Source organism: Kitasatospora sp. NE20-6, assembly GCF_045862635.1.
The window spans coordinates 153763-180374 of the sequence record NZ_BPRL01000005.1 but is presented as its reverse complement, the minus strand read 5'-3'; the positions used below and the strand labels follow the sequence as shown (position 1 = coordinate 180374).

The following is a 26612-nucleotide window of genomic DNA, read 5'->3' as shown; positions in this document are numbered from 1 at the left end:
CCTGACCCGCGGACGGCCGGAGCCTCGTTCAGGGGCTCACGGCTGCCCGGCGGCCCCCGCGGAGCGGACCGCCGCCAGCACCGCCGCCGCCATGCCGCTCTCGCCGCGCGCGTTCGGGTGCAGCGCCGCCGCCCCCGCCGCGGGCCGGACGGGCTCGATCCACCGCACCGCGGCGCCCGCGCACATGTCGTGGCCGGCCGAGGCGGCGGCCGTGTCGACGAAGACCGCCCCGGCCGCGGCGGCGCGGTCCCGGAGCACCGCGTTCAGCTGCTGGTGCTTCTCCCGCAGGAAGCGCAGGTCGCCCGCGGCCATCACGCCGCCGACGGCCTCCGCGCAGCCGGCCGGATCGGCCGGCAGCAGCTCCGGGTAGCCCACCACGTACACCGCGGCCCGCGGCGCCCGGCGGCGGATCTCCGTGAGGGCGGCCACCACCCCGTCCCCGGCGGTGCCGATCGCGCGCTGCACCCCGTCGGGGCCGGCGCCGCCGTCCGCGGCGTAGGCGGCCCGGCAGGGCGCGGCGGAGGCGTCCGCCGCGGGCCGGAGGTTCTCCCGCACGCAGCGGGCGACGACGTCCATGAAACCGGCGTCGTTGCCGCCGATCCCCAGGGTGACCAGCCGGGTGTCCGCGCCGAGCGCGTCCAGCTGCGGCGGGTTGGTGCCGTCGGCGGTCCGCTGGGCCGCCGCGAGGTCGGCCGTGCGGGCGTCGCTGCAACTGACGTCGGTGAAGGCCGCCGGGGCGATCCCGAGGCCCTGCGCGACGAGCGCCGGGTAGTTCACCTCCGACCGGCCGCAGCCGGCCGGGCTCCCGCCCCGCGGGGGCACCCCGAGGCCGGAGGTGTACGAGTCGCCGAGCGCGGCGTACGGGCCGGCGACGCGCGGCGGGGCGGCCGACGACGCCTGCGCGCCGGACGGCGGCGCCGCGGACCGCTCTCCCCCGTCGGCGGCGCCGCAGCCCGCCGCGAGCAGCAGCGCACCCGCCGCGAGGGCGGCCGCCCCGTACCTGCGTCCCACGTGTCCCCCCGGGTCCGGTCCTGACCGGCCCAACCTACGGGACGCGGACGGCCCGGCACGGCCGGGGGCGCACCGGCGGCTACTCGGTGTCGCGCTCGTGCTCGGCGAGGAACTCCTCGAAGCGCCGGCCCAGCTCGTCGGCCGACGGCAGGTCGGCGGCCTGGGCGAGCAGGCTCTCCCGGTCGTCCGCGCCGGCGACGGCGTCGTACTGGCCCTCCATGCCGCGGATGGCGGAGGTGAGCTCGCCGTCGCCCTGGGCGAGCTGCTCCTCGATCTCGGCGTGCACCTCGTCGACGCGCAGCCGCAGCTCGGTGCCGGGCAGCACCAGGCCGGTCGCCGACTGCACCGCCTCCATGATCAGCACGGCGGCCGCCGGGTACGCCGAGCGGGCGATGTAGTGCGGCACGTGCACGGCGAAGCCGAGCACGTCGTGCCCGGACTCGGCCAGCCGGAACTCCAGCAGCGCCTGGGCGCTGCCGGGCACCTGCGCCTGGTCGAACCACTTCGGGTAGCCGGGGGCCAGGTCGAGCCGGGTGCCGTGCGGGGTCAGGCCCACCGGACGGGTGTGCGGCACCCCCATCGGGATGCCGTGGAAGTCGACGGCCAGCCGGACCTCGAACTCCTCGATCAGGCCGCGCACCGCGGCGGCGAACAGCTCCCACTCGGTGTCCGGCTCCGGGCCCGACAGCACGAGGAACGGCGCGCCGACGACGTCGTGCACCAGCTGCAGCAGGATCTCCGGCGGGTCGTAGTCCGTCCAGCGCTCCTTGTCGAACACCATCGCGGGCCTGCGCGCCCGGTAGTCGACGAGGCGGTCGTGGTCGAAGCGCGCCACGACCTGCGGCGCACCGTGCTCCAGCAGGTGCGCGACGACCTGGGTGCCGGCCTCGCCCGCGTCCATGAAGCCCTCGAAGTGGTACAGGAGCACCAGCCCGCCGTCGGCCGCGGCTGCGGCCTCCTGCGCCGCGACGACCGCTTCCGCGCCCGCCGCATCCAGCTCGTACAGCTCCTTGGGATCACGCACGGTGCACCAAACCCCGTTCCGTCTCGTCCGTCCTGAGTGGGGCCGGCCCACGTCGGCGGTGCCCCGGGCGGGCGTCTCCCCGGACGCCTGCCCGATCACTGCAGCGTGCCGGGGGCCGTCGGCATTCCCGGCGCGGCCCCGAGGTCTCCACGTCCCTTGCAGAATATTCTCACCTGCCGCGAAACCGCTGGTCGGAGTCGTTACGCGGGCGTTGCGGAGCCCGCCGGACCACCTGTGCGGCGTGCCGCCGACACGCGCACGCCCCCGATCTCGCGCCGCGAAGTGACGCACCGCCTTCTTGCAGGTATCGTCCTCTCGCTGCCTCGCATCGTCGCGTCGTCGCCACGCCGTCCGTGACGGCGCGGGCCACGTCCCGGACGCCTGCGCGGCCAGCCCGCTGCGCACCTTGCCTTCACCTGGCCGCCTGTTTCCCTTCGCGCTCACGTCTCCCTCTCGGCCATATCGCGGACGCACACTGTCCCCTCGCACACCCTGCCGGACCGGGTCGTCGACCCGTGCCCGTTCCGGCACCGCGCTGCCCGCTTCCAGGGCCGTCGCCCCACCGCACCCGGCCCCCTCAGGCCTGCGCGGGAACGGGCGCCGGGCCCCTGCGCGGGGCGAAACACCCCGCCCTCGCCGCCGCACCCAAGGCCGGGGGTCCCTCCGACGCCGAAGGACCGAAGGATCCGTGCCCGTACCCGTCACCCTCGTCGGCCGCACCGTGCGGCTGGAGCCCCTCGCCGAGCACCACGCGGAGGCACTGGCCGAGGCAGGTGCAGAGGACCGTTCGACCTACGCCTTCACCCCCGTGCCGCACGGGCTCGAAGCGGCCCGCGCGTACATCGCGAGGGCACTCGCCGACCAGGCCGCCGGCCGGTCCCTGCCGTTCGCGACCGTCGGCACCGCCGACGGCCGGGTGGTCGGCTCGACCCGCTTCCTCGAACTCGACTACTGGCAGGGCCCGCTCGTGTGGCCTCCGGTGCCCGGCGTGCCGTTCGGCGACCCCCGGGACGCCGTGCCGGACGCCGCCGAGATCGGCAACACCTGGCTCTCCCCCCGCGCCCAGGGCACCGGCATCAACACCGAGGCCAAGCTCCTGATGCTGCGCCACGCCTTCGAGGGCTGGGGGGTGCAGCGGATCTCGCTGCGCGCCGACGCCCGCAACCAGCGCTCCCGCGCGGCGATCGAACGGCTCGGCGCCACCTGCGAGGGCGTGCGGCGGGCCCACTCCCGCGGGCTGGACGGCGTCGTCCGCTCGACGGCCTTCTACTCGATCCTCGACGAGGAGTGGCCGGCCGTCCGCGACATCATCGAGCTGCGGATCGCCGCCGCCACCTCGCCGAGCGCCCCCGACCCGGCCCTCACCCAGGAGTGCCTCAGACACGGCGGCCCGCTGATCCCCGCCTGAGCGCTGCGTCCCGTGGCCGGTGCGGTACGGACCCGTGCCGCACCGGCCACGTGCGCGTGCACGGGCCCGGACGCGGTCAGGCCTCGTCGTCCCCCGGGGCGTACGGGGCCGGGTCCGCGCCGGTGCGTCGCCGCGCCAGCTCCCGGACGTCCTCCGGCAGCTCGGCGATGTCGACGAGCCCGGGCAGCAGACCCGCGTCGAGGGTGAGCGCCCGGAAGCAGCGCTCGACGGTCACGTCGTGCGCCGGCCGGTGCTCCACGGTGATCGGGTCGCCGCCGCGGATCTCGCCGGGCTCGATGATCCGCAGGTACGCGCCGGGCACGGCGGCCGCGGTGAACCTGTGCATCCAGCGGCGCTCGTCCAGCCAGGCGGCGAAGGTCGAGCACGGGATGCGCGGCACCGACACCTCCAGCAGCACCTCCTCGCCGATCCGCCAGCGCTCGCCGATCAGCGCGCCGTCGACGTCGAGGCCGGAGGTGGTGAGGTTCTCGCCGAAGCTGCCGTTCGACAGGGTGCGGCCGAGTTCCTGCTCCCAGCGGTCGAGCACCTCCCGGCCGTACGCGTAGACCGCCTGGTCGTCGCCGCCGTGGTGGCGGGTGTCGAGCACGGCGTCACCGACGAGGCCGCTGTGCAGGCCCGTGCCCTTGGGGCCGGGCGCGCGCAGCCGCACGGGATGGTCGACCGGCCGCTTGTCGATCCCCGTGCCGGCCGTGTCCGGCTTGGCGGGGTTGGGGCGGGGGCGGCCGATGTTGACGGAGAGCAGCAGAGGCATGCGCGCAGCGTAGGCGCGTCGGGCCGCGGTGCCCAGTCGTTTTCCTGACAACCGTCCCCCCGGCTGCTGCCACCCGGCGGGCGGGCTCAGAGCCGGTGCAGTACGGCCAGGAGGTCCGCCGGGGCGGTGGTGCAGCGCGCCGGATGGGCCTCGGCCACCGCGGACACCGGGCGCCAGCCGGTGCGGGGCAGCGCGGCCACCTCGACGTCGAGCAGCCCGTACCCGGTGCGGCGGTCGGTCAGGTGGAGCACCCCCTCGGCGGTGTACGCGCGGTGGTCCGGGCCGGGGTCGCGGCCGGCCGTCCTGATGCGCTGCCAGTCCTCGTCCGTCCAGCGCAGGTCGGGCAGGTCGACCGGCCGGGGCAGCAGGATCGGCGTGCCCGGCGGGTGCCCCGGGCCGGCGACGCAGCCCGGTACGGGAGCGGCCCAGCGGGGCAGCGGCTCGCGGGCGGCCAGCCAGGCGGCGGGGATGCCCGCCGTGCCGGTGTGCGCCGCGACGACGCCGCCGACGATGGCGGCCGTGGTGTCGACGTCGCCGCCCGCGGTGACGGTGTCCCAGATCGCGCGGCGGAAGTCGCCGAGGTGCCGGGCGGCGGCCCAGAGCGCGAACGGCACGGTGTCGGCGGCACTGACCCGGCTGCCGTTGCCGAGCACCGCGGCGACCGCGTGCGGGTCGTCGGTGCCGAGCAGGGCCAGGGCCTCGCCGAGGCCGCGGCGGACGGCGCCGTGCGGGGTGAGCCGGCGGACCTCGGCGAGGAGGTCCGCCGGGGCGGGGGCCGTGCCGCGGGTGGCGGCGGCGAGTGCCGCGGCCACCGCGACGGCGATGGCGCCGTCCACCGCCTGCGGGTGGGTGTGGGTGACGGCCGCGGTGTCGGCGGCCGGCCGGACGGCGCCCGCCGGGTCGGCGGCGTGGGCGGCACCGAGCGGGGCGACCCGCATGGCCGCGCCGTTGCCGTACGAGCCCTGGCCGTCGAAGAGTTCCGCGGCGAGCCGGCGGGCGTCGCCGCCCTCGCGGACCAGCCGGAGCATGCGGTTGGCGGCGGGTCCGTAGCCGCGGTCGAAGTCGTGGCGGCGGGCGAAGGCGTGGGTGAGGTCGAAGGTGTCGATGCGGCCGCGCTCGGTCCGGGCCGCGTGCACGGAGCAGGCCATCTCGGTGTCGTCGGTCCAGGGCCAGGTGCCGGGCGGGTCCTGGCGGCGCCCGAGGTACGGGCGGTTGGCGGGGACGAAGAACTGGGCGCCGAGCGCGTCGCCGACGGACAGGCCCTGCAGGGAGTCGGAGGCGGGAGTGGTGGTACCGGGAACGGTCGGGGTGGTGGGTGTCATCGCGGACCATCCTGGCAGCCGGACCGGGGGCCGGGCCAGGAGGATTCCGGCCCCGGTCCGGTCAGCAGCGGGGGTCGATCTCGCGGAAACTCGCGTAGTGGTCGGCCGTCCAGTACTGCTCCCCCGCACCGCCGGTGACGATGCGCCGGGTGCCCCGGTCGCCGGAGCCCGGGGTGACGACCGTGTACTCGTGGTAGTAGCCGGAGCCGTGCCGCGGCAGCAGGCCCTCGCGGTTCTCGAAGACGATGCCGTCGGAGCGGTAGGGGTAGGGGCCGCCGCGGGTGATCAGCACGAGGGTGGCGTCGGCCTGGGCGGGGAGGCGGGTGCGGCAGACGTCCGCGACGGCGGGGTCGTCCGGGATCCAGACGCCGGCGGGGCCGGCCGGGGAGCTGCTGGGCGATCCGGCGGCGGCCGGGGTGGTCACGGGCGGCTGTGCGGTCGGGGCCGGTGCGGGGCTGCGGTCGTACAGGGCGTACGCGGCGGCGACGACGATCCCGCACACCAGCAGGACGGCGACGGCGATCGAACGGCTTCGGCTGCTCATGGCGCACAGCTTGCCCGGTCGGCGGAGCGCGCCGGGCCGCGCTGCGCCCTCTTCTCACCCGTTCGGACGCACCCGGAGCATCGGTGGGCGGCGCGGCCGGTCCGGCGGGAGCGCACGGGAGAACACCGCCGGGGCGGGTACGGACGCCGTTGTCCGTACCCGCCCCGGCTGTCACGTCCGACGGCTCTCCTGCGCCGAGCTCCGTCGAACGCCCCTCCCCGATGGAGGGGTGCGGTCAGCGACGGACCGCGCTGCGGGGTCTCCCCCGGTCAGCGCGCGTCGCTGCCCGCCGTCCGAAGGGCGGCGCGGCCTGCTTCCAGACGCGCCACCGGGATGCGGAAGGGAGAGCAGGATACGTAGTCCAGCCCCACCTCGTGGAAGAAGTGCACCGATTCGGGGTCTCCGCCGTGCTCGCCGCACACCCCGAGCTTCAGGTCGGGGCGGGTGGCCCGGCCCGCCTCGACGGCGTGCCGGACGAGCGCGCCGACGCCGTCGCGGTCGATGGTCTCGAACGGGCTGACCCCGAAGATGCCCTTCTCCAGGTACGCGGTGAAGAAGCTCGCCTCGACGTCGTCGCGGGAGAAGCCCCACACGGTCTGCGTCAGGTCGTTGGTGCCGAAGGAGAAGAACTCGGCGGCCTCGGCGATCTGACCGGCGGTCACGGCGGCGCGCGGCAGCTCGATCATGGTGCCGAGCTTGATGTCGAGCTGCACCCCGGTGGACCTCACGACCTCGGCGAGCACCCGCTCGCACTCGTCGCGCACCAGTTCCAGCTCCTGGACGGTGCCGACCAGCGGGATCATCACCTCGGGACGCGGGTCGGCGCCGGCCAGCCGGCGTTCGGCCGCGGCCTCCGCGATCGCCCGCACCTGCATGCCGAACAGGCCGGGGATGACGAGGCCGAGGCGTACGCCGCGCAGGCCGAGCATCGGGTTCTGCTCGTGCAGCCGGTGCACGGCCTGGAGCAGGCGCAGGTCGTTCTCGTTCGGGTCCTTGCGGGCCTCGGCGAGGGCGACGCGCACCGACAGCTCGGTGATGTCGGGCAGGAACTCGTGCAGCGGCGGGTCGAGCAGCCGGACGGTGACCGGCAGCCCGTCCATCGCCTGGAAGAGCTCGACGAAGTCGCTCTTCTGCAGCGGGAGGAGGGTGGAGAGGGCGAGCTCCCGGTCCTTGTCGTTGTCGGCCAGGATGAGGTGCTCGACCTCCTTGCGGCGCTCCTCGCCGAGGAACATGTGCTCGGTGCGGCACAGGCCGATGCCCTGGGCGCCGTAGCGGCGGGCGCGCCCGCCGTCCTCGGCGTTGTCTGCGTTGGCCCGCACCGCGAGGCGGCGGCGGACGTCGGCGTGCGCCATCAGCCGGTGCACCGCCTGGACGAGGCCGCCCTGGACGTCGGCGCCGGCGTGCAGGGTGCCCTCGAAGTACTCGACCACCGGGGACGGCAGCACGGGTACCTCGCCGAGGTAGACCTTGCCGGTCGCGCCGTCGATCGAGACGACGTCGCCCTCCTCCACGACCTGCCCGGCGGCGGTGGTGAAGCGGCGGCGCTTGGTGTCGACCTCCAGCTCCTCCGCGCCGCAGACACAGGTCTTGCCCATGCCGCGGGCCACCACGGCCGCGTGCGAGGTCTTGCCGCCGCGCGAGGTGAGGATGCCCTCGGCGGCGATCATGCCGTCCAGGTCGTCGGGGTTGGTCTCGCGGCGGACGAGGATGACCTTCTCGCCGGAGCGCGACCACTTGACGGCCGTGTACGAGTCGAAGACGACCTTGCCGATCGCGGCGCCGGGCGAGGCGGCGAGGCCCCAGGCGACCTGCTTGGACGTGGCGTCGGGGGCGAACCGCGGGAACATCAGCTGGGCGAGCTGGCTGCCGGTGACGCGGTGGAGCGCCTCGTCCAGGTCGATCAGGCCCTGGTCGACGAGCTGCACGGCGATCCGGAAGGCGGCCGCGGCGGTGCGCTTGCCGATGCGGGTCTGCAGCATCCAGAGCTTGCCGCGCTCGATGGTGAACTCGATGTCGCAGAGGTCGTGGTAGTGCAGTTCGAGCTTCTGCATGATCGCCATCAGCTCGTCGTACGACTTCTTGTCGAGGTTCTCCAGCTCGGCCAGCGGCAGGGTGTTGCGGATGCCGGCGACGACGTCCTCGCCCTGGGCGTTGGAGAGGTAGTCGCCGTACACGCCGACGGCGCCGGTCGAGGGGTCGCGGGTGAAGGCGACGCCGGTGCCGGAGTCCTCGCCGAGGTTGCCGAAGACCATGCTGCAGACGTTGACCGCGGTGCCCAGGTCGTTGGGGATGCGCTCCTGACGGCGGTACAGGCGGGCGCGGTCGCCGTTCCAGGAGTGGAAGACGGCGTGGATGGCGAGGTCCATCTGCTCGCGCGGGTCCTGCGGGAAGTCCCGGCCGGTCTCGCGGGCGACGATCGCCTTGAAGGTGTCGACCAGGGCGCGCAGGTCGTCGGCGGTCAGGTCGAGGTCGCTGGTGGTGCCCTTGGCGTGCTTGGACGCGTCGAGGGCCTCCTCGAAGAGCTCGCCGTCGACGCCCAGCACGGTCTTGCCGAACATCTGGACCAGGCGGCGGTAGGAGTCCCACGCGAAGCGCTCGTTGCCGGACTGGGCGGCGAGGCCGGCCACCGAGGCGTCGGAGAGGCCGATGTTGAGCACGGTGTCCATCATGCCGGGCATGGAGAACTTGGCACCGGAACGGACGGACACCAGCAGCGGGTCGTCGGCCTGGCCGAGCTTCTTCCCCATCGCCGCTTCGAGGGCCGTCAGGTGGCTGCTGATCTCCTTGTGCAGCGAGGTGGGCTCGCTGCCCGTCTCCAGGAAGACCTTGCACGCCTCCGTGGTGATGGTGAACCCCGGGGGGACGGGGAGGCCCAGGTTGGTCATCTCGGCGAGGTTGGCACCCTTCCCGCCCAGAAGGTCCTTGAGGTCCTTGTTTCCTTCGGTGAAGGAGTAAACAAACTTCTGCTTCGCCGCCACGGGTCGTCTCCTCGCACACGGTTGCCCTGACGCCGGAGAACATACCCATTTCAAAGGCGCTTCCGTGCCGCCAATAGGCCGTACGAGCTCGATGAACCGTCAGGACCCGGCAGATCGAATGCCCGGAGTGACATTCACCTCTGGTGCGGAAATCGTCCGTATGACGCGAGCAAACGTTCAAGTAGTGAACGCATGGAAACCCCAAGATCACAGGAACCGGACACGGAGTAACGGTCGATCGCCGCCCACGTTTCCCCGGTTTGATTTCCTGCAGCCAGGTGCACCGATCCGGCGGACACCCCCTTCGGGAAGCGATTCACGCTCCGGGTGCCCCCCGGCCATCTGACCGGCCGTCAACCCCCCGCGTCGTGTGGCAAGCGTCACGACCTTATCTCAGCCCTCGAACCGCCGCCCCGACCAAGATCGGCACTCTCCGGTGGCAGACCATCACCGGAGCGTCACCGAAATCTGCCGCAAAGGAGCCCTCTTGGCCAGATGGTCCAAGAGGGCTCCGCCGCACCGGCAGGGCGCCGATCCGGCCCGACTTCGACGGAATGGAGCGGTCAGCCGCCAGATGTATCCGATTCGGCATCACCCGAGGGTCGCGCGCAGTCGTACGGATCGTCCAGCCAGCCCTCGGGCAGCACCACGCGGTTGTTGCCGCTGGTCCGGCCGCGCGGCCCGTCCGCCCCCGTCGGCCACAGCTGCTCCTGGTCGACCTGGGCCAGCAGCCCCGCCAGCTCGGCCAGCGAGCCGGCGTTCGCCAGCCGCACCCGCAGCTCCGAGCCGACCGAGAAGCCCTTGGTGTACCAGGCCACGTGCTTGCGGAAGTCGATCACGCCGCGGGCCTCGTCCCCCAGCCACTCGCCGAGCAGCTGGGCGTGCCGCACCATCGCCCGCGCCACCTCGGCGAAGGACGGGCGGGCCGGACCGGCGTCACCCTCGAAGACGGCGACCAGGTCCTTGAACAGCCAGGGGCGCCCCAGGCAGCCGCGGCCCACCACCACGCCGTCGCACCCGGTCTCGCGCATCATGCGGACGGCGTCGCCCGCCGACCAGATGTCGCCGTTGCCCAGCACCGGGATCCCCGCCGGCACCGCCTCGCGCAGCCGGGCGATCGCCGACCAGTCCGCGGTGCCGCCGTAGTGCTGCGCGGCGGTACGGCCGTGCAGGGCGATCGCCGAGACCCCCTCCTCGGCGCCGATCCGGCCCGCGTCGAGGAAGGTCAGGTGGTCGTCGTCGATGCCCTTGCGCATCTTCATCGTCACCGGCAGCGCACCCGCGTTGGCGACCGCCTCCCGCAGGATGTCCCGCAGCAGGTTCCGCTTGTAGGGGAGGGCCGAACCGCCGCCCTTGCGGGTCACCTTCGGCACCGGGCAGCCGAAGTTCAGGTCGATGTGGTCCGCCAGGCCCTCGTCCGCGATCATCCGGGCCGCCCGGCCGACCGTCACCGGGTCGACGCCGTACAGCTGGATCGACCGGGGCTTCTCGCTCGGGTCGAACCTGATCAGCTGCATGGTCTTGGCGTTCCGCTCGACCAGCGCCCGGGTGGTGATCATCTCGGAGACGTACAGGCCCTTGCCGCCGCTCTGCTCGCGGCAGAGCGTACGGAACGGCGCGTTGGTGATCCCCGCCATCGGTGCCAGCACCACCGGCGGCCACACCTCCAGCGGGCCGATCGCCAGCGGTGCGAACTCCCCGGGAGCGGGAGCGGAAGCGGCCCCGGGCAGGGCGCCCGGCGCCGGGGACGGTGCGTCGGACGGCGTGGCGCCCGGTGCGGCGGCGGTGTCGGTGTCGGAGGTGCTGAGCGTGCTGGTCATGCGCGGCAGGTCCTCGGCAGAGGGGAATCGGGACTCCCCATTGTCCCCCACCCGCGCGGCCGGACGGCCCGCCCGGCCCCGGGGCGGGTCAGCCGCCGGCCGCCGCCAGCCGGTCCAGCGCCTGCCGGGTCTCCGCGTCCTGCGGGGTGTAGGCGACCACCCGCGGTCCGGGCCGCGGGCCCAGCCACAGATTGGTGTACTCGAAGCGCAGCAGGCCCGCCTCCGGCAGCAGGAACCGCTTCAGCCCGTTGCCCTGACCCGCCACCTCGTGCCGCTCCCACGCCGCCTCGAACTCCGGCGACACCCGGCGCAGCCGCGTCAGCAGCGACTTCCAGGCCGGCTCGGACCCGTGGTCGGCCATCGCCGCACGGAACCGCGCGACCATGCCGGGGTGCGCCTCGTCGACGTCGACCAGCGTGCGGCGGAAGACCGAGTCGGTGAACGCCAGCCACATGAGGTTGCGCTCCTCCGGCGGCAGGGCGTCGAGGTCGCCCGTGATCCAGGTGTAGGCGCGGTTGTACGCGAGGATGTCGTACCGGCTGTTGAGCACGGCCGCGGGCAACGGCTCCAGCTGCACCAGCAGCGCCCGCGCGGCCGGGGTCACCGTGGCGCACTCGACGACCGGGGCCGGGTCGTCCACGCCGGCCAGGACGAAGAGGTGGGCCCGCTCGGTCGGGTCGAGCCGCAGCGCACGGGCCACCGAGCCCAGCACCTGCGCCGACACCTGGATGTCCCGGCCCTGCTCCAGCCACGTGTACCAGGTGACCCCCACGGTGGCCAGCTGCGCCACCTCCTCGCGGCGCAGCCCCGGGGTGCGGCGGCGCCCGGTCTCGGGCAGGCCCACCTGCTCGGGCGAGATCCGCTCCCGGCGGCTCCGCAGGAAGGCTGCCAGCTCCTGGCGGCGGGCGGCCGCGGGCTGCCGGGCGGCCGGGGCCACGGGGGCCGACGGAGCTGCGGGGGCTGTCGGGGCTACGGGGGCGAAGACGGCCGGGGCCGGCTGGGCGGACAGGGTGGTGGAAGCCATGGCACCAGCATGCCCCTCCGGAGATCCCGGTGCCAGGTGTTCGGTATACCTGGATAAACCCTGTCTGGTACCAGGGTGCGCAGGCGCGGATCGTAGGACCCGTGACTCAGCAACCGACGCTCCCGCGGACCCCTTCCTCCGCCGCTGCCGCCCCCGGGGCGGCCCCGGCCCCCGTCTCCCTGGGCACCGCCGGCCTCGTGACCGTCCTGCTCGGCGCCTTCCTCCCGATGCTCGACTTCTTCATCGTCAACGTCGCGCTGCCCACCATCGACCACGACCTGGCGGCCGGCCCGGCCGTGCTGGAGCTCGTCGCCGCCGGGTACGGCATCGCCTTCGCCGTGCTCCTCGTGCTCGGCGGCAGGCTCGGCGACGCCCTCGGCCGGCGGCGGCTGCTCGTCGCGGGCGCCGTCGCGTTCACCCTGACCTCGCTCGCCTGCGGCATCGCCCCCACCGCGTGGATCCTCGTCGCGGCCCGGGTCGCGCAGGGCGCCGCCGCGGCACTGCTGCTGCCGCAGGTGCTCGCCACCATCACCGCGACCGGCACCGGTGCGCAGCGGGCCCGGGCCCTGAGCATCTACGGCGCCGTCGGCGGGATCTCCGTGGTGATCGGGCAGGTGCTGGGCGGCCTGCTGGTCGCCGCCGACCTGTTCGGCACGGGCTGGCGCGCGGTGTTCCTCGTCAACGTGCCGTTCGCGCTGCTGACCGCCGTGCTCGCCGTCCGGTACGTGCCGGAGACCCGGGCGCCGCGGGCGGCCGGCGTCGACCTGCCGGGCACGGCCCTGCTCACGGCGGCCCTGCTGGCCCTGTTCGTCCCCCTCATGGAGGGCAGGGCGGTCGGGTGGCCGCTGTGGACGTGGCTGCTGCTCGGCTCCTTCCCGCTGCTCGCGGCCGCCTTCGCCGTCGTCGAGCGGCGGGCCGAGCAGGCCGGCCGCACCCCGCTCGTCCCGCTCTCGCTGCTGCGCGTCCCGGAGATGCGGCGCGGGCTGGGCATCGCCCTGCCGTACTTCACCGGGTTCGGCGGCTTCATGTTCGTCGTCGCGATCATGCTGCAGCAGGGCCTGCACCTGGGCCCGGTCGCGGCCGGCTGGGCGCTCGTGCCGATGGCCGTCGGCTACTTCGCGGCCTCGCTCTCCGGCCCCCGGCTGGTCGGACGGTTCGGCAGCCGCGTCATCACGGCCGGCGGCGCCGTCCAGGGGCTGGGCCTCCTCACCCTGATCGCGACCGTCCTCTCCGACGGGGCGCACCTCTCGCCGCTGCGCATGCTGCCCGGGGTCGCCCTCGCGGGGATCGGCCAGGGCCTGGTGGGCACGCCGCTCTTCCGGGTGGTCCTCTCCACCGTGCCGGCCGAGCGCGCCGGGGTGGGCAGCGGCGTGCTGGCGACGGCTCAGCAGTCGAGCCTGGCCCTGGGGGTGGCGACCCTCGGCACGCTGTTCCTCGCACTGGCGCCGGGCCAGGGCCTGGACCGGGCGCTGGCCCTCGTGCTGGCCCTGCAACTCGTCGGCTCGGCCGCGATCGTGGTGCTGAGCGCCCGCCTGCCGCGCTCGGTCGGGTGAGTGCTCCCCGGGCCGCCGGACCCGTCGCCCTGCCGAGTCCCGGCGCGGCGGCGGGCACCGGGCGGGACCGGCGGCCGAAAACCGGCGGCGGGCGCCCGGCCGCGGATGGGACCATGGCCCCATGACGACCACCGGGCCCACCCTGCCGACCGACGCCCGCAGCCGTGAGCAGCTGGCCGCCCTGGTGGCGGCCGGGGCCCGGCCGCGCTACCTGCTCTTCTGGGGGCACCGGCCGGAGCAGGACGGCCGGATCGGCGCGGGGGCGCTCAGCCAGTGGTGGCCCGGCGGCCTCACCGTCGACGGTGAGACCTACCGCACCGCGGAGCACTGGATGATGGCGGGCAAGGCCCGGCTGTTCGGCGACGAGGGCGTCCGGGCGCAGGTGCTGGCCGCCCGCACGCCGGGCGAGGCGAAGAAGCTCGGCCGGCTCGTCCGCGGCTTCGACGAGAAGCGGTGGGCGGCCGAGCGGTTCGAGCTCGTGGTGCGCGGCAACGTCGAGAAGTTCGGGCAGGACGACGCCCTGCGGTCCTACCTGCTGGGCACCGCCCACCGGGTGCTCGTGGAGGCGAGCCCGCTCGACCGGGTCTGGGGCATCGGCCTGGCGGCCGACAGCGACGACGCCACCCGTCCGCAGCGCTGGCCCGGCCTCAACCTGCTCGGGTTCGCGCTGATGGAGGCCCGCGCCCGCCTCGCGGGCTGACCGCGGCCGGCCCGTCAGGGGTGCGAACGACCGCCACCCGCAAGGGTGTTCGCCCGGACATCGGGTGCGGACGAAAACCGGACGTCTCCTGTCCGTAACACGGTTGCCGTATCACTTGGCCAGGATGGCCCGCAGTCAGTGCCGGGGGCCGGCCGAGAGGCCCCGGGGCGGAGAGGGCCGGTCGCGCGCGATGACGGTACAGGAGCTGGGGCCCACGGCAGCGGATGTCCAGCTGCTGCGGACGGAGCTGGACGAGCTGCTCCGGGCGCGGCAGTACGCCGCACAGCGCGAAGGCCGCCTCGCCGAGGCGGTCGGCGCCGCCCGCGAGCCGGACCGCGCGCACGGCTACGCCCAGCCGCAGCGGTTCCCCGATCCCGAGCTGCTGCGGCAGCTGGCGCAGGCCCGGACCCTCCGCGAGGGCCTGGGGGTGCGCTGCCTGGAGCTGAGCGAGCGTCTGCTGGCGGTGGAGGACGGCCTGCGGCAGCGCGGCGCCGCGTGGGCGGACGGGCAGCACGGGGCCGCGGCGCCGGAGGCGGTGCCCGACCGGCCGGCCGCCGTCGAGCGGCCCGCGGCCGCGCCGCGGCGCAGGCGTCCGACCGGGGCCCGGTTCGGCGGGGTGTACGAGGAGGAGGCCGACCAGGAGTCCACCGCGGCCGTGGCGGCCCCGGTGGCCGCTCCGGCGGCGCCGGCCCGCGGGGCCCGCTTCGGCGGGGTACGGCCCGCCGCCGACACCGTGCCGGAGCCGTCGCCGCAGAGTCCGTCGCCGCAGGGTCCGCCGCCGGTGGAGGCCGCGGCTCCCGTGCCGCGCAGTGCCGAGGAGCTCGCGGGGCTCGCCCAGCGGATCGGCGAGCTGCACCGGCGGGGCTCGACGCACGAGTCGGCGGCGGTCGTGGCACAGGCGGCGGTGACACTGGCCCCGCGGGACGTGGCCCGGCTGGCGTCGGCCCTGCGCTCGCGCGGCCCGCACGGTTCGGCGGGCTACCTGGCCCGGGCGGCCGCGCACGGCCCGGCCCGGCAGGCCGCCGACACGCTCGCGGAGCTGCGGCGCACCGGGCTGACGGACGAGGCCGCGGAGCTGTTCCACGCCCTGTGGAGGCTGCCGGCGGCAGCGCTGCCGGAGCTGCTGGCCGCCCTGGAGGCGACCGGCCAGGCGGCCGACGGACACACCCTGCTGTGGGAGTGGGCCTCCGCTCCCCCGGCCGAACTCGCCTCGCTGGCCGCCCGGTTGTCGGCCGCCGGACGTACCGGCGACGTCTTCGGGCTGCTGCGCCAGACGGCCGGACGGCCGGTCGCCGACGTGGTGGCCGCCGTCGGGGAGCTCGGCTCCGCGACGGGCGGCCCCGAGGGGGCGCAGCTGGCGCTCGCGCTGGTCGGGGAGGTGGCGGCGCTGCGGTCGGCCGCGGACCTCGCGGAACTGGGAGCGGCCCTCGTGCGGTGGCCGGTGCTGTACGGGGCACTGCTGGCGGGGGTCGCCGCGCTGGACGAGAGCCGGACGAGGTCGGCGCTGGCCGCGCTGCGCTCGGTCGGCCTGCCGACCGTACCGGCCGCCGCGGGGCGTTCGCGCGGTCGCCGCTGAGCGGGCGGGCCGCCGGTGCCGGCGGGCGGGAAGGCGGAAGGCGGAAGACGGGCAGGAAGGCGGAAGGCGGGCGGGTGCGGGGAGGCCGGGGAACGGCCGGGCCCCCTCGGCCGCGGACGGCGGAGGGGGCCCGGTCGGGGTCGGCGGTGCGTCAGCAGCCGATGAGGCGCGCGCCCAGGTACGACTTGACCTGGTCCAGGGAGACGCGCTCCTGGGCCATGGTGTCGCGGTCGCGGACGGTCACCGCGTCGTCCTCAAGGGTGTCGAAGTCGACGGTGACGCAGAACGGCGTGCCGATCTCGTCCTGGCGGCGGTAGCGCTTGCCGATCGCGCCGGCGTCGTCGAACTCGACGTTCCACGCGGTGCGCAGGTCGGCGGCGAGGCCGCGGGCCTTGGGCGAGAGGTCGGCGTTGCGCGAGAGCGGCAGCACCGCGACCTTGACCGGGGCGAGGCGCGGGTCGAGCCGCATGCCGACGCGCTTCTCCATGACGCCCTTGGCGTTGGGCGCCTCGTCCTCGAAGTACGCGTCGAGGAGGAAGGCGAGCATGGCGCGGTTGAGGCCGGCCGCCGGCTCGATGACGTACGGGAAGTAGCGGTCGCCGGACTCCTGGTCGAAGTACTTGAGGTCCTGGCCGGAGTGCTCGCTGTGCACGGCGAGGTCGTAGTCCGTGCGGTTGGCGACGCCCTCCAGCTCGGAGTACTCGGTGCCGCCGAAGTTGAAGCGGTACTCGATGTCGACCGTGCGCTTGGCGTAGTGGGAGAGCTTCTCCTTCGGGTGCTCGAAGAAGCGCATGTTCTCCTCGCGCAGGCCGAGGTCGCGGTACCAGTTCCAGCGCTGCTCGAGCCAGTACTCGTGCCAGGTCTCGTCCTCGCCCGGCTTGACGAAGAACTCCATCTCCATCTGCTCGAACTCGCGGGTGCGGAAGATGAAGTTGCCGGGGGTGATCTCGTTGCGGAAGCTCTTGCCCACCTGGGCGATGCCGAACGGCGGCTTCTTGCGCGAGGTCGTCTGCACGGCCTTGAAGTTGGTGAAGATGCCCTGCGCGGTCTCGGGGCGCAGGTACGCCAGGCCGGACGCGTCCTCGGTGACGCCGAGGTGCGTCTTCAGCATGCCCGAGAACTCCTTGGGCTCCGTGAAGGCGCCCTTGTTGCCGCAGTTCGGGCAGTTGAGGTCGGCCAGGCCGTTGGCGGGGAGCCGGCCGTGCTTGGCCTCGTACGCCTCTTCGAGGTGGTCGGCGCGGAAGCGCTTGTGACACGAGAGACACTCGGTGAGCGGGTCGTTGAAGGTGGCGACGTGGCCGGAGGCCTCCCACACCTCGCGGGCGAGGATCACCGAGGAGTCGAGGCCGACGACGTCCTCCCGCGCGGTGACCATCGCACGCCACCACTGGCGCTTGATGTTCTCCTTGAGCTCGACGCCCAGTGGACCGTAGTCCCAGGCGGCGCGGGTACCGCCGTAGATCTCGCTGCAGGGGTAGACGAAGCCACGGCGCTTGCTCAGGCTGACGATCGTGTCGATCTTGTCGGCGGCCACAGTGCTCTCTTCATAACGACGGCACGGTCTGGGCGCGGCTGGTTGCGCGCACCCGAATACCTCAGGTTACCGGGCCCCCGGGTACGGGGTTCAAATCGGTTATGGCCGCGGGGCGCCCGTCCGGCGGGTGGCCGGGGGCCGGACGGCGGACGGCACGGTCACCCGATCGGGTGAGTTGACAATCATTTCCACATAAGATGAGAATGGTTGTCATGAAGATCCGACGACGCCCCGGCGGCAGCACCCGCCGGCCCACCGCCCCGACAGCCCTCGCCGCCACCGCCCTCACCGCCGCCCTCACGCTCACCGCCTGCGGCGGGAGCAGCAGCGCCGAGGACTCCGGCGGCCGGCTGTCCGTGGTCGCGTCGTTCTACCCGATGGAGTACCTGGCCGCGCAGATCGGCGGTGACCACGTGAAGGTCACCGGGCTCACCGCCCCCGGCGTCGAACCGCACGACCTCGAACTGACCGCCAAGCAGGTCGGCTCCGTGCAGAAGGCCGGCGCCGTCGTGTACCTCAAGGGCCTGCAGCCCACCGTCGACAAGGCCGTCGGGCAGTCCCGCTCGAAGCACGTGGTCGACGCCGCCGCGGCCTCCCCCCTGGTCGACCACCACCTCGACGAGGGCGCCGAGGAGCAGGACGGCCACGCGCACGCCGAGGGCACCGGCGACCCGCACGTCTGGCTCGACCCGACCCGCTACGCGACGGTCGCCAAGGCCGTCGGTGCCGAGTTCGCGAAGGCCGACCCGGCCCACGCCGCCGACTACGAGAAGAACACCGCCGACCTCGTCGGCCGGCTCGCCGCGCTGGACGAGGAGTTCCGCACCGGCCTGCAGGGCGCGAAGCAGAAGGTGTTCGTCACCAGTCACGCCGCCTTCGGCTACCTGGCCGACCACTACGGCCTGGAGCAGATAGCCATCAGCGGCGTCGACCCCGAGGCCGAGCCCACCCCGGCCCGGCTCGCCACCATCCACCGGGCCGCCGAACAGCACGGCATCACCACGGTCTTCTTCGAGAGCCTGGTGAGCCCCGCCCTGGCGAACAGCGTCGCGAACGACCTGAAGCTGAAGACCGCCGTCCTCGACCCGATCGAGGGCATCAAGGGCGGCAAGGGCGACTACTTCTCGGTCATGCGGCAGAACCTCGCCCACCTGCGGACCGCGCTCGGCACCACCAGCTGACGGGACACCCCATGAGCTCAGTCATCCCCCGGCGACGCACCGCCGCGACCCCGGCCCCCGACGGTCCCGACCGTCCCGCCGCCGTCCTGCTGCGCGACGCGGTCGCCGCGGTCGGCGGCCGGCCGGTGCTGCGCGGCGTCGACCTGACCGTCCGCCCCGGCGAGGTCGTCGCGCTGCTCGGCGCCAACGGCTCCGGCAAGTCCACCACCGTCAAGGCCGTCATCGGCGGCGTCCGGCTCGACGGCGGCAGCCTGGAGCTGTTCGGCACCCCGTACGCGGCGTTCCGCGACTGGCGGCGCATCGGGTACGTGCCGCAGCGCACCACCGCCGCGGGCGGCGTGCCGGCGACCGTCCGCGAGATCGTCTCCACCGGACGGCTGCCGCAGCACCGGCTGCGGCCCTTCCGCCGCGGCGACCGCGAGGCCGTCGACCGGGCGCTGGCCGCCGTCGGCATGGCGGACCGCGCCGAGGACGGCGTGGCCGGCCTCTCCGGCGGCCAGCACCAGCGGGTGCTGATCGCCCGCGCCCTGGTCGGCGAACCCGACCTGCTGATCATGGACGAGCCGATGGCCGGCGTCGACGTCGCCAGCCAGCAGGTGCTCGCCGACATCCTCCGCCGGGAGGCCGGACGCGGCTGCGCCGTCCTGCTCGTCCTGCACGAACTCGGGCCGCTGGAGCCGCTCATCGACCGGGCCGTGGTGCTGCGCGACGGCTGCGTCGCCCACGACGGCCCGCCGCCGCGCGGCGTCGGGCAGCACGCCCTGCCCGGCCACGACCACGTGCACCCGCACGCCGACGACCACCGCACCCAGGGACTCCTCGCATGATCGAGATGCTGCAGTACGACTTCATGCAGCGGGCGCTGATCGCCGCCGTGCTGGTCGGCATCACCGCTCCCGCGGTCGGCGTCTACCTCGTGCAGCGGCGCCAGGCGCTGATGGGCGACGGCATCGGCCACATCGCGCTCACCGGCGTCGGCCTGGGCTTCCTCTTCCAGACCAGCCCGGTCTGGATGGCGGTGCTGGTCTGCGTGGTCGGCGCGGTGCTGATGGAGCTCGTGCGCTCGCGCGGCAACCAGCGCGGCGACATCGCCCTCGCCATGCTCTTCTACGGCGGCATGGCCTGCGGCAAGCTGCTGGTCAGCGTGAGCGCCGAGGCGGGCAGCGGCAGCCTGGAGAGCTACCTGTGGGGCTCCATCCTGACCGTCTCGCCGTCCGACCTCGCCACCATCGCCGTCCTCGCCGGCACCGTCGTGGCGGTCACCTTCGGACTGCGCCGCCAGCTCTTCGCGATCTGCCAGGACGAGGAGTTCGCCCGGGTCACCGGCATCCCCGTCCGGCTGCTCAACCTGCTGCTCGCGGTGATGGCCGCGGTCACCGTCACGGTCGCGATGCGGGTCGTGGGGCTGCTGCTGGTGAGCGCCCTGATGGTGGTGCCGGTCGCGGCGGCGCAGCAGCTGACCCGGTCGTTCCGGGCCACCCAGACCGCGGCGGTCGGGATCGGCATCGGCGTCGCCGTGCTGGGCGTGGCCGGTTCGTACCAGGCCGACGTGCCGTCCGGGCCGGCGATCGTGCTGCTCGCGATCGCCGCGTTCGGGATCCTCGGCGCGGTCGCCGGGCCGCTGGCCCGGCGCCGGCACCGGATCGCCCCGGACACCGGGCCCGCCGTGTGCGACGTCGTGCTGCCCGCCCAGGCCCGGGACGGGAAGAGCGACGGGAAGAGCGAGGTCCCCGCGGGTCCGGGGCTGGCACAATGAGGTGCGACACCACCCCATTCCCAGGAGGACCCACGGTGACGACCGCAGGCCCGACGCCGCGCGCCCGATCCACTCGGCAGCGAACCGCCGTCTCGGCGGTCCTGGACGAGATCGAGGACTTCCGGAGCGCGCAGGAGCTGCACGACATGCTCAAGCACCGGGGCGACTCGGTCGGCCTGACGACCGTCTACCGGACGCTGCAGTCGCTCGCCGAGGCCGGCGAGGTCGACGTGCTGCGCACCGCCGAGGGTGAGGCGGTCTACCGCCGGTGCAGCAGCGGGCACCACCACCACCTGGTGTGCCGGCACTGCGGTGCGACCGTCGAGGTCGAGGGCCCCGCGGTGGAGCGGTGGGCCAACGCCGTCGCCGCCGAGCACGGGTTCAGCGACATCGCGCACACGCTGGAGATCTTCGGCACCTGCGGGACGTGCGCCGCGAAGGTGTGAGACGCGTACGCGTGAGGCCCGGGTCGCACCGACCCGGGCCTCACGCGTGCACGGGGTCAGCGCTGCGCGGGCAGCTCGGCCGCGCCGTCCTGGTCGGCCGCGTCGTCCTGGTCGGCGACCTCGTTGGGCTTGGCCCCGCCGAAGCGGCGGTCGCGCATCGCGAACTGCTCGCAGGCGCGCCACAGGTCACGGCGGTCGAAGTCCGGCCAGAGCACGTCCTGGAAGACCAGCTCGGCGTAGGCCGACTGCCAGGCCAGGAAGTTGGACGTGCGCTGCTCGCCGCTGGGGCGCAGGAAGAGGTCGACGTCCGGCATGTCCGGGTAGTACAGGTACTTGGCGAAGGTCTTCTCGTTGACCTTCTCCGGGTTGAGCTTCCCGGCGGCGACGTCGCGGGCGATGGCCAGCGCGGCGTCGGCGATCTCGGCGCGGCCGCCGTAGTTGACGCAGAAGTACAGCGTCATCGCGTCGTTGTTCTTGGTCTGCTCCTGGGCGACCTGCAGCTCCTGCACGACGCTCTTCCACATGCGCGGCATCCGGCCGGCCCAGCGGATGCGGATGCCCATGGCGTCCATCTCGTCGCGGCGGCGGCGGATGACGTCCCGGTTGAAGTTCATGAGGAACTTCACCTCGTCCGGGGAGCGCTTCCAGTTCTCGGTGGAGAAGGCGTAGAGCGAGAGGTTCTTGACGCCGACCTCCAGGCAGCCGCGCAGGACGTCGAGGACGACCGCCTCGCCGACCCGGTGGCCCTCGGTGCGGGGCAGGCCCCGCTCCTTCGCCCAGCGGCCGTTGCCGTCCATCACGCAGGCGACGTGGTTCGGCACCAGGTCGGCCGGGATCCGCGGCGGCCGGGCACCGCTGGGGTGCGGTGCCGGAACCTGGTAGTCCCGCTGCTTGCTGCCGAAGAGCCGTCGCGCTGCCATGCTCATTTCTCCACGTATCTCATCGAGCGGATACCCCGCTCCAGGTGCCACTGCAGATAGGCGGCCACCAGCCCGCTGCCCTCGCGCCAGTACCGCGGCGCGCAGGCGTCCGCCGTCCGCCAGTCCCCGGAGAGCAGTGCGCCGAGCAGTACCAGTGCCTCAGGGGAGGGTACGGCACTTCCGGGCACCCGGCAGTCGTGGCAGAGCACGCCGCCCGCCTGCAGCGAGAAGAACCGGTTGGGTCCGGGCAGGCCGCACTTGGCGCAGTCGGTGAAGCTCGCGCCGTAGCCGTTGACGGCGAGCGAGCGCAGCAGGAAGGCGTCCAGCACGAGGTGGGACTGGTGGGTGCCGTCGGCGAGCGTGCGCAGGCCGCCGACGAGCAGCAGGTACTGCTGCACGGCGGGCTCGCCCTCGTTCTCGGCGAAGCGCTCGGCGGTCTCCAGCATCGCGGTGCCGGCGGTGTAGCGGGCGTAGTCGGTGACGATCCGCCCGCCGTACGGGGCGATGGTCTCGACCTGCGTGCACAGCGGCAGGGTGCGGCCGACGAGGTCGCTGCCGCGGCTGAAGAACTGCACGTCGACGTGGGAGAACGGCTCCAGCCGGGCCCCGAACTTCGACTTCGTGCGGCGCACGCCGCGGGCCACCGCGCGGACCCTGCCGTGCTGGCGGGTGAGCAGCGTGATGATGCGGTCGGCCTCGCCGAGCTTCTGGGTGCGCAGCACCACGCCGTCGTCGCGGTACAGGCTCATGCGGCGGCGCTCCGGGCGGACGTGGTGGGCATCCCCCCATTGTCGCGTACGGCGGTGACAGGAACGCCGCGGACGGGCGGGCAGCCGTGAACCCGCACCCGGGGCAGGGGGGATTGCCCGGTCGGTGCGGGTCACGGCGGGGCCCGGGAGGGGGGGAGTCGGGCCCGGATCGGGGCGCCGCCGTCAGCGGGGCGCGCGGGTGGCGGCCTCCAGCAGGTCGTCGACCTGCGGGGCCCCGAGCCGCAGGCACCGCCCGACGGCGGCGAGCGCGGCGCGCTCCTGCGGCAGGTAGCGGCCGTCGGCGAGGGCGATCCAGGCGCCCTGCAGGAGGAGCCGCTCGCGGCCGCCCGGGGCGAGGTGCGGGGCGAGCGGTTCGAGGGCGGCGTGGAGCTCGATGGCGAGGCCGCCGGCACCGGCGGCGGTGCTGTCGTCGACGTCCTGCGGCGCGCCGCCGCTGCACCCGGTGAGGGCGGCGAGCGCGGCGAGCACCTGCGCCTCGCCGCAGTCGTCGAAGCCGGCCTCGCGGATGAGCCCGCAGGCGGCGTCCCGGCCGGCCCGGCTGCCGGCGCCGCCGGCGGCGAGCACGGCGAGCGCGATCGTGTACTGCGCGTCGCGGAGCATCGCGGCGAGGCGCACGCTGGTGAGCTGCTCCAGCGTCTCGACGCCGTACCGGCCGTGGCAGCTGGTGCACTGGACGCTGCCGATGACCGGGCCGAGCGGGAGCACCGGGGTGCCGAGCAGCCGCAGCCACCGCCGGCCGTGCTGCCGGCGGTAGTTGCGGTCGCCACCGCAGCCCGGGCAGAAGAAGTCACCGAGGACGTCAGTCCGCCAGCGAGGACGGACACCCCACAACCGTGTCACGGCGCCACTCCCCAGACATGGCAGGCGGCCTGCACATCTGCGGGCAGGTCACGCGACCGGACTCCGCGGGCGTCCCACCGACCCCGGTTCCGGTGCGTCGATGTTGCCACGGTTACGGGCACGTGTCAGCACCCCGAACGGGTGCCGCGGGGAAAAAATGTGGCGCAGGACACATCGGGCGGGGATGCGGCGAGAGGCCGCCCTCCCGGGCGGCCTCTCGTGTGCGGACGAAGCGGGGGTCAGCCGCGCTGCGCCCGGTTGACGGCGCTGACCAGAGCCTTCAGGGAGGCCAGCACGGTGTTGCCGTCGATGCCGACGCCCCACAGCACCTTGCCGTCGACGGCGCACTCGACGTACGCGGCGGCCTGGGCGTCGCCGCCCTCGCTCAGGGCGTGCTCGGCGTAGTCCAGCACGCGGACGTCCTGGCCGACCCCGGCCAGCGCGTCGACGAACGCGGAGACCGGGCCGTTGCCGGAGCCGGTCAGGGTGACCCGCTCGCCGTCGACGACGGCCTCGGCGGCCAGCACGTCGCGGCCGTCCTCGGTGGTCAGGCTGCGCGGGCCGTCCAGGGAGATCCGGCCCCACGGGTTGGCCGGGGTGGGCAGGTACTCGTCCTGGAAGACGGCCCAGATCTCGGCCGGGGTGACCTCGCCGCCCTCGGCGTCGGTCTTCGACTGGATGGTCCGGGAGAACTCGATCTGCATCCGGCGCGGCAGGTCCAGCTTGTGGTCGTTCTTCAGGACGTAGGCGATGCCGCCCTTGCCGGACTGGCTGTTGACCCGGATGACGGCCTCGTACGAGCGGCCGACGTCCTTCGGGTCGATCGGCAGGTACGGCACGCCCCAGGTGTGCTCGCCGACCGGCACCCCGGCGGCGGCGGCGTCGGCCTCCAGCGCGTCGAAGCCCTTCTTGATGGCGTCCTGGTGGGAGCCGGAGAACGACGTGTAGACCAGGTCGCCTGCGTACGGGTGGCGCTCGGCGACGCCCATCTGGTTGCAGTACTCGGCGGTGCGGCGGATCTCGTCGATGTCCGAGAAGTCGATCATCGGGTCGACGCCCTGCGAGAAGAGGTTCATGCCGACGTTGACCAGGTCCAGGTTGCCGGTGCGCTCGCCCTGGCCGAACAGACAGCCCTCGACGCGGTCGGCGCCGGCCATCACGGCCAGTTCGGCGGAGGCCACGCCGGTGCCGCGGTCGTTGTGCGGGTGGGTCGACAGGCAGACGAACTCGCGGCGGGACAGGTTCCGCGACATCCACTCGATCTTGTCGGCGTAGACGTTCGGGGTGGACCGCTCGACGGTGGTCGGCAGGTTCAGGATGATCTCGCGGCCCTCGCCGGGCTGCCAGACGTCCATGACCGCCTCGCAGACCTCCAGGGCGAAGTCCAGCTCGGTGTCGATGAAGATCTCGGGCGAGTACTCGTAGCCCAGGACGGTCTCGTCGCCCAGGATCTTCTCCGCGTACTCCATCACCAGGCGGGTGCCGTCCACGGCGATCGCCTTGATGTCGTCCTTGCTGCCCTTGAAGACCACCCGGCGGAACAGCGGCGAGGTGGCGTTGTACAGGTGGACGGTGGCCCGCGGCGCGCCCTTCAGGGACTCCACGGTGCGCTCGATCAGGTCCTCGCGGGCCTGGGTCAGCACCGAGATGGTGACGTCCGCCGGGATCGCGCCCTCCTCGATCAGCGAGCGGACGAAGTTGAAGTCGGTGGCGCCGGAGGACGGGAAGCCGACCTCGATCTCCTTGTAGCCCATGCGCACCAGCAGGTCGAACATCTTGCGCTTGCGGGCCGGCGACATGGGGTCGATCAGGGCCTGGTTGCCGTCACGCAGATCGGTGGAGAGCCAGCGGGGGGCCTGCGTGATGACCCTGGACGGCCAGGTGCGGTCCGGCAGGTCGACGGTGCCGAAGGGTACGTAGCGGTGGAACGGCATCCCGGAGGGCTGCTGCTGCACCGTGCGCGCCGTGATCGGGGTGGGGCGGTCGATGAACGCGCGGGCGACGGACGACTGCTCGGTCATGGGTGACTCTCGGCTTCCATGTCGATTGCGGGCTGATCGGGGGCTTGGACACCCGAACTCGGCCGACTGGTGTGCCGCATCCAGAAAGGGCGCAACACGGCTCCCCGCGGCAAGGGAGCCGGCCTCGATGGACTACAGGCCCTCGCCGCGGCAGCTAAGAAGAAGCAGCCCGTAACGCATGATGTTCACCAGCGTAACCCAGGCGCCGGAGCATACGAAGCGGGTCCGGCGGCGATTCCACCCACTGAGACGGACGGAACACCGCAGGGGTGGTGACAATTCGTCATGGATGCGTCACCCTGGGCGACATGGCAGCGACCTCCGCGCACCTCCAGACGCCCCTTCCGCCGCCCGCTCCCCCGCGCTGCACCATCGTGCCGCCGCACATCCTGCGGCGGCTCGCCGACCAGGGCCACGGCCCCGCCCGGCACTCCCTCGCCCTCGACACCGGCCTGCGCGAACAGCGCCTCGCCGCGGCCCCGCCGGTCGCCGCGACGCAGCACCTCACCCGTACCGTCGGCGACGCCCGGCACACCGAGACGCTGCCCGGCCGCACCGTCCGCCGCGAGGGCGGCCCGGCCGGCGCGGACGCCTCCGTCGACCGCGCCTACGACGGGCTCGGCGCCACCTTCGCGCTGTTCCGCGAGATCTACGGCCGCGCCTCGATCGACGACGCCTGGCTGCCGCTCGACGCCACCGTGCACTACGGCGACCGCTACGACAACGCCTTCTGGAACGGCGAACGCATGGTCTTCGGCGACGGCGACGGCGAGATCTTCAACGACTTCACCACCTGCCTCGACGTCATAGGCCACGAACTCACCCACGGCGTCACGCAGTTCACCGCCGAGCTGGAGTACCGCAACCAGTCGGGCGCCCTCAACGAATCGCTCTCCGACGTCTTCGGCTCCCTCGTCAAGCAGTACGCCCTCGGGCAGACCGCCGCCGAGGCCGACTGGCTCATAGGCGCCGGCCTGCTCGCCCCCGGCATCCACGGCACCGCCCTGCGCTCGATGAAGGCCCCCGGCACCGCCTACGACGACGAACGCCTCGGCACCGACCCGCAGCCCTCCCACATGGACGGCTTCGTGCACACCACCCGCGACGGCGGCGGCGTGCACATCAACTCCGGCATCCCCAACCACGCCTTCTACCTCGCGGCGCAGGCCCTCGGCGGCCACGCCTGGCAGGCCGCGGGCCGCATCTGGTACGACACCCTCACCGGCGGCCTGCTCTCCCCCTCCAGCGGTTTCACCGCCTTCGCCCGCGCCACCGTGGCCACCGCGAGCTCGCACAACCCCGGCTACACGGGCGTCGCCGACGCCGTCGCCGAGGCATGGTCGCAGGTCGGGATCGACACCGCCTGACGGACGGGTGGAGTCTGTGAAAGATCTCGGCAAAGCCCAGCCCTG

Annotated in this window: 21 protein-coding genes and 1 pseudogene; 9 read left to right on the top strand and 13 right to left on the bottom strand. The window is 74.0% G+C overall.

What is annotated here, in order from left to right; all coding sequences use genetic code 11:
* Positions 1-36: 36 nt before the first annotated feature.
* Positions 37-1011 carry an SGNH/GDSL hydrolase family protein gene (locus SNE206_RS06345; RefSeq protein WP_407912357.1) on the bottom strand — a complete coding sequence of 325 codons (975 nt, stop codon included), beginning with the start codon at positions 1009-1011 and terminating at the stop codon, positions 37-39.
* A gap of 79 nt (positions 1012-1090) precedes the next feature.
* On the bottom strand, positions 1091-2035 hold the full coding sequence (locus tag SNE206_RS06340) for a PAC2 family protein (protein ID WP_407912356.1): 945 nt from the start codon (positions 2033-2035) through the stop codon (positions 1091-1093).
* Between the two features lie 688 nt (positions 2036-2723).
* Between SNE206_RS06340 and SNE206_RS06335 the strand changes: the two genes are divergently transcribed.
* The gene (locus SNE206_RS06335) at positions 2724-3443 is read left to right on the top strand and encodes a GNAT family N-acetyltransferase (protein WP_407912355.1); all 720 of its coding nucleotides are present in this window, start codon (positions 2724-2726) and stop codon (positions 3441-3443) included.
* A gap of 76 nt (positions 3444-3519) precedes the next feature.
* Here the strand turns inward: SNE206_RS06335 and SNE206_RS06330 are convergent, their stop codons facing one another.
* From SNE206_RS06330 to SNE206_RS06305, 6 genes and pseudogenes are all read right to left on the bottom strand, one after another.
* Complete coding sequence (locus tag SNE206_RS06330) at positions 3520-4215, bottom strand: MOSC domain-containing protein (protein ID WP_407912354.1); 696 nt, start codon at positions 4213-4215, stop codon at positions 3520-3522.
* A gap of 419 nt (positions 4216-4634) precedes the next feature.
* A pseudogene (locus SNE206_RS06325) lies at positions 4635-5537 on the bottom strand (ADP-ribosylglycohydrolase family protein); the annotation flags it as partial.
* A gap of 61 nt (positions 5538-5598) precedes the next feature.
* Positions 5599-6081, bottom strand: a complete 483-nt coding sequence (locus tag SNE206_RS06320) for a ribonuclease domain-containing protein (protein WP_407912353.1) — start codon at positions 6079-6081, stop codon at positions 5599-5601.
* 269 nt (positions 6082-6350) lie between these two features.
* Positions 6351-9059 carry a pyruvate, phosphate dikinase gene (gene ppdK, locus SNE206_RS06315; protein WP_407912352.1) on the bottom strand — a complete coding sequence of 903 codons (2709 nt, stop codon included), beginning with the start codon at positions 9057-9059 and terminating at the stop codon, positions 6351-6353.
* Positions 9060-9622: 563 nt separating this feature from the next.
* A complete protein-coding gene (gene dusB, locus SNE206_RS06310; protein ID WP_407912476.1) occupies positions 9623-10696 on the bottom strand; it encodes a tRNA dihydrouridine synthase DusB in 1074 nt (357 codons plus the stop codon).
* A gap of 271 nt (positions 10697-10967) precedes the next feature.
* On the bottom strand, positions 10968-11903 hold the full coding sequence (locus SNE206_RS06305) for a helix-turn-helix transcriptional regulator (protein ID WP_407912351.1): 936 nt from the start codon (positions 11901-11903) through the stop codon (positions 10968-10970).
* Between the two features lie 101 nt (positions 11904-12004).
* On the opposite strand from SNE206_RS06305, the gene SNE206_RS06300 reads away from it, so the two are divergent.
* From SNE206_RS06300 to SNE206_RS06290, 3 genes are all read left to right on the top strand, one after another.
* A complete protein-coding gene (locus SNE206_RS06300; RefSeq protein ID WP_407912350.1) occupies positions 12005-13456 on the top strand; it encodes an MFS transporter in 1452 nt (483 codons plus the stop codon).
* A 121-nt stretch (positions 13457-13577) separates the two neighbouring features.
* Positions 13578-14156 carry an NADAR family protein gene (locus SNE206_RS06295; protein WP_407912349.1) on the top strand — a complete coding sequence of 193 codons (579 nt, stop codon included), beginning with the start codon at positions 13578-13580 and terminating at the stop codon, positions 14154-14156.
* A 190-nt stretch (positions 14157-14346) separates the two neighbouring features.
* On the top strand, positions 14347-15732 hold the full coding sequence (locus tag SNE206_RS06290; RefSeq protein WP_407912348.1) for a hypothetical protein: 1386 nt from the start codon (positions 14347-14349) through the stop codon (positions 15730-15732).
* A 151-nt stretch (positions 15733-15883) separates the two neighbouring features.
* Here the strand turns inward: SNE206_RS06290 and SNE206_RS06285 are convergent, their stop codons facing one another.
* Positions 15884-17266, bottom strand: coding sequence for a glycine--tRNA ligase (locus SNE206_RS06285; protein ID WP_407912347.1), 1383 nt, complete (start codon positions 17264-17266; stop codon positions 15884-15886).
* Positions 17267-17478: 212 nt separating this feature from the next.
* On the opposite strand from SNE206_RS06285, the gene SNE206_RS06280 reads away from it, so the two are divergent.
* From SNE206_RS06280 to SNE206_RS06265, 4 genes are read left to right on the top strand one after another with little or no spacing between them, the layout of a single operon-like run.
* Complete coding sequence (locus SNE206_RS06280; RefSeq protein ID WP_407912346.1) at positions 17479-18447, top strand: metal ABC transporter substrate-binding protein; 969 nt, start codon at positions 17479-17481, stop codon at positions 18445-18447.
* Between the two features lie 11 nt (positions 18448-18458).
* Positions 18459-19274 carry a metal ABC transporter ATP-binding protein gene (locus SNE206_RS06275; RefSeq protein ID WP_407912345.1) on the top strand — a complete coding sequence of 272 codons (816 nt, stop codon included), beginning with the start codon at positions 18459-18461 and terminating at the stop codon, positions 19272-19274.
* Positions 19274-20203, top strand: a complete 930-nt coding sequence (locus SNE206_RS06270) for a metal ABC transporter permease (RefSeq protein ID WP_407912475.1) — start codon at positions 19274-19276, stop codon at positions 20201-20203. Before SNE206_RS06275 ends, SNE206_RS06270 begins: the two co-directional genes overlap by 1 nt.
* Positions 20204-20238: 35 nt before the next feature.
* Positions 20239-20649 (top strand): Fur family transcriptional regulator, encoded by a 411-nt coding sequence (locus SNE206_RS06265; RefSeq protein ID WP_407912344.1) that lies wholly within the window; start codon positions 20239-20241, stop codon positions 20647-20649.
* Positions 20650-20705: 56 nt separating this feature from the next.
* Here SNE206_RS06265 and SNE206_RS06260 read toward each other — a convergent pair whose 3' ends face one another.
* From SNE206_RS06260 to leuA, 4 genes are all read right to left on the bottom strand, one after another.
* On the bottom strand, positions 20706-21569 hold the full coding sequence (locus SNE206_RS06260; protein WP_407912343.1) for an isoprenyl transferase: 864 nt from the start codon (positions 21567-21569) through the stop codon (positions 20706-20708).
* Between the two features lie 2 nt (positions 21570-21571).
* Positions 21572-22318 (bottom strand): DNA repair protein RecO, encoded by a 747-nt coding sequence (gene recO, locus SNE206_RS06255; protein WP_407912342.1) that lies wholly within the window; start codon positions 22316-22318, stop codon positions 21572-21574.
* A 183-nt stretch (positions 22319-22501) separates the two neighbouring features.
* Positions 22502-23179 (bottom strand): TerB family tellurite resistance protein, encoded by a 678-nt coding sequence (locus tag SNE206_RS06250; RefSeq protein WP_407912341.1) that lies wholly within the window; start codon positions 23177-23179, stop codon positions 22502-22504.
* 239 nt (positions 23180-23418) lie between these two features.
* Positions 23419-25200, bottom strand: coding sequence for a 2-isopropylmalate synthase (gene leuA / locus SNE206_RS06245; RefSeq protein ID WP_407912340.1), 1782 nt, complete (start codon positions 25198-25200; stop codon positions 23419-23421).
* Positions 25201-25508: 308 nt separating this feature from the next.
* On the opposite strand from leuA, the gene SNE206_RS06240 reads away from it, so the two are divergent.
* On the top strand, positions 25509-26567 hold the full coding sequence (locus tag SNE206_RS06240; RefSeq protein WP_407912339.1) for a M4 family metallopeptidase: 1059 nt from the start codon (positions 25509-25511) through the stop codon (positions 26565-26567).
* The last annotated feature ends 45 nt before the right edge of the window (positions 26568-26612 follow it).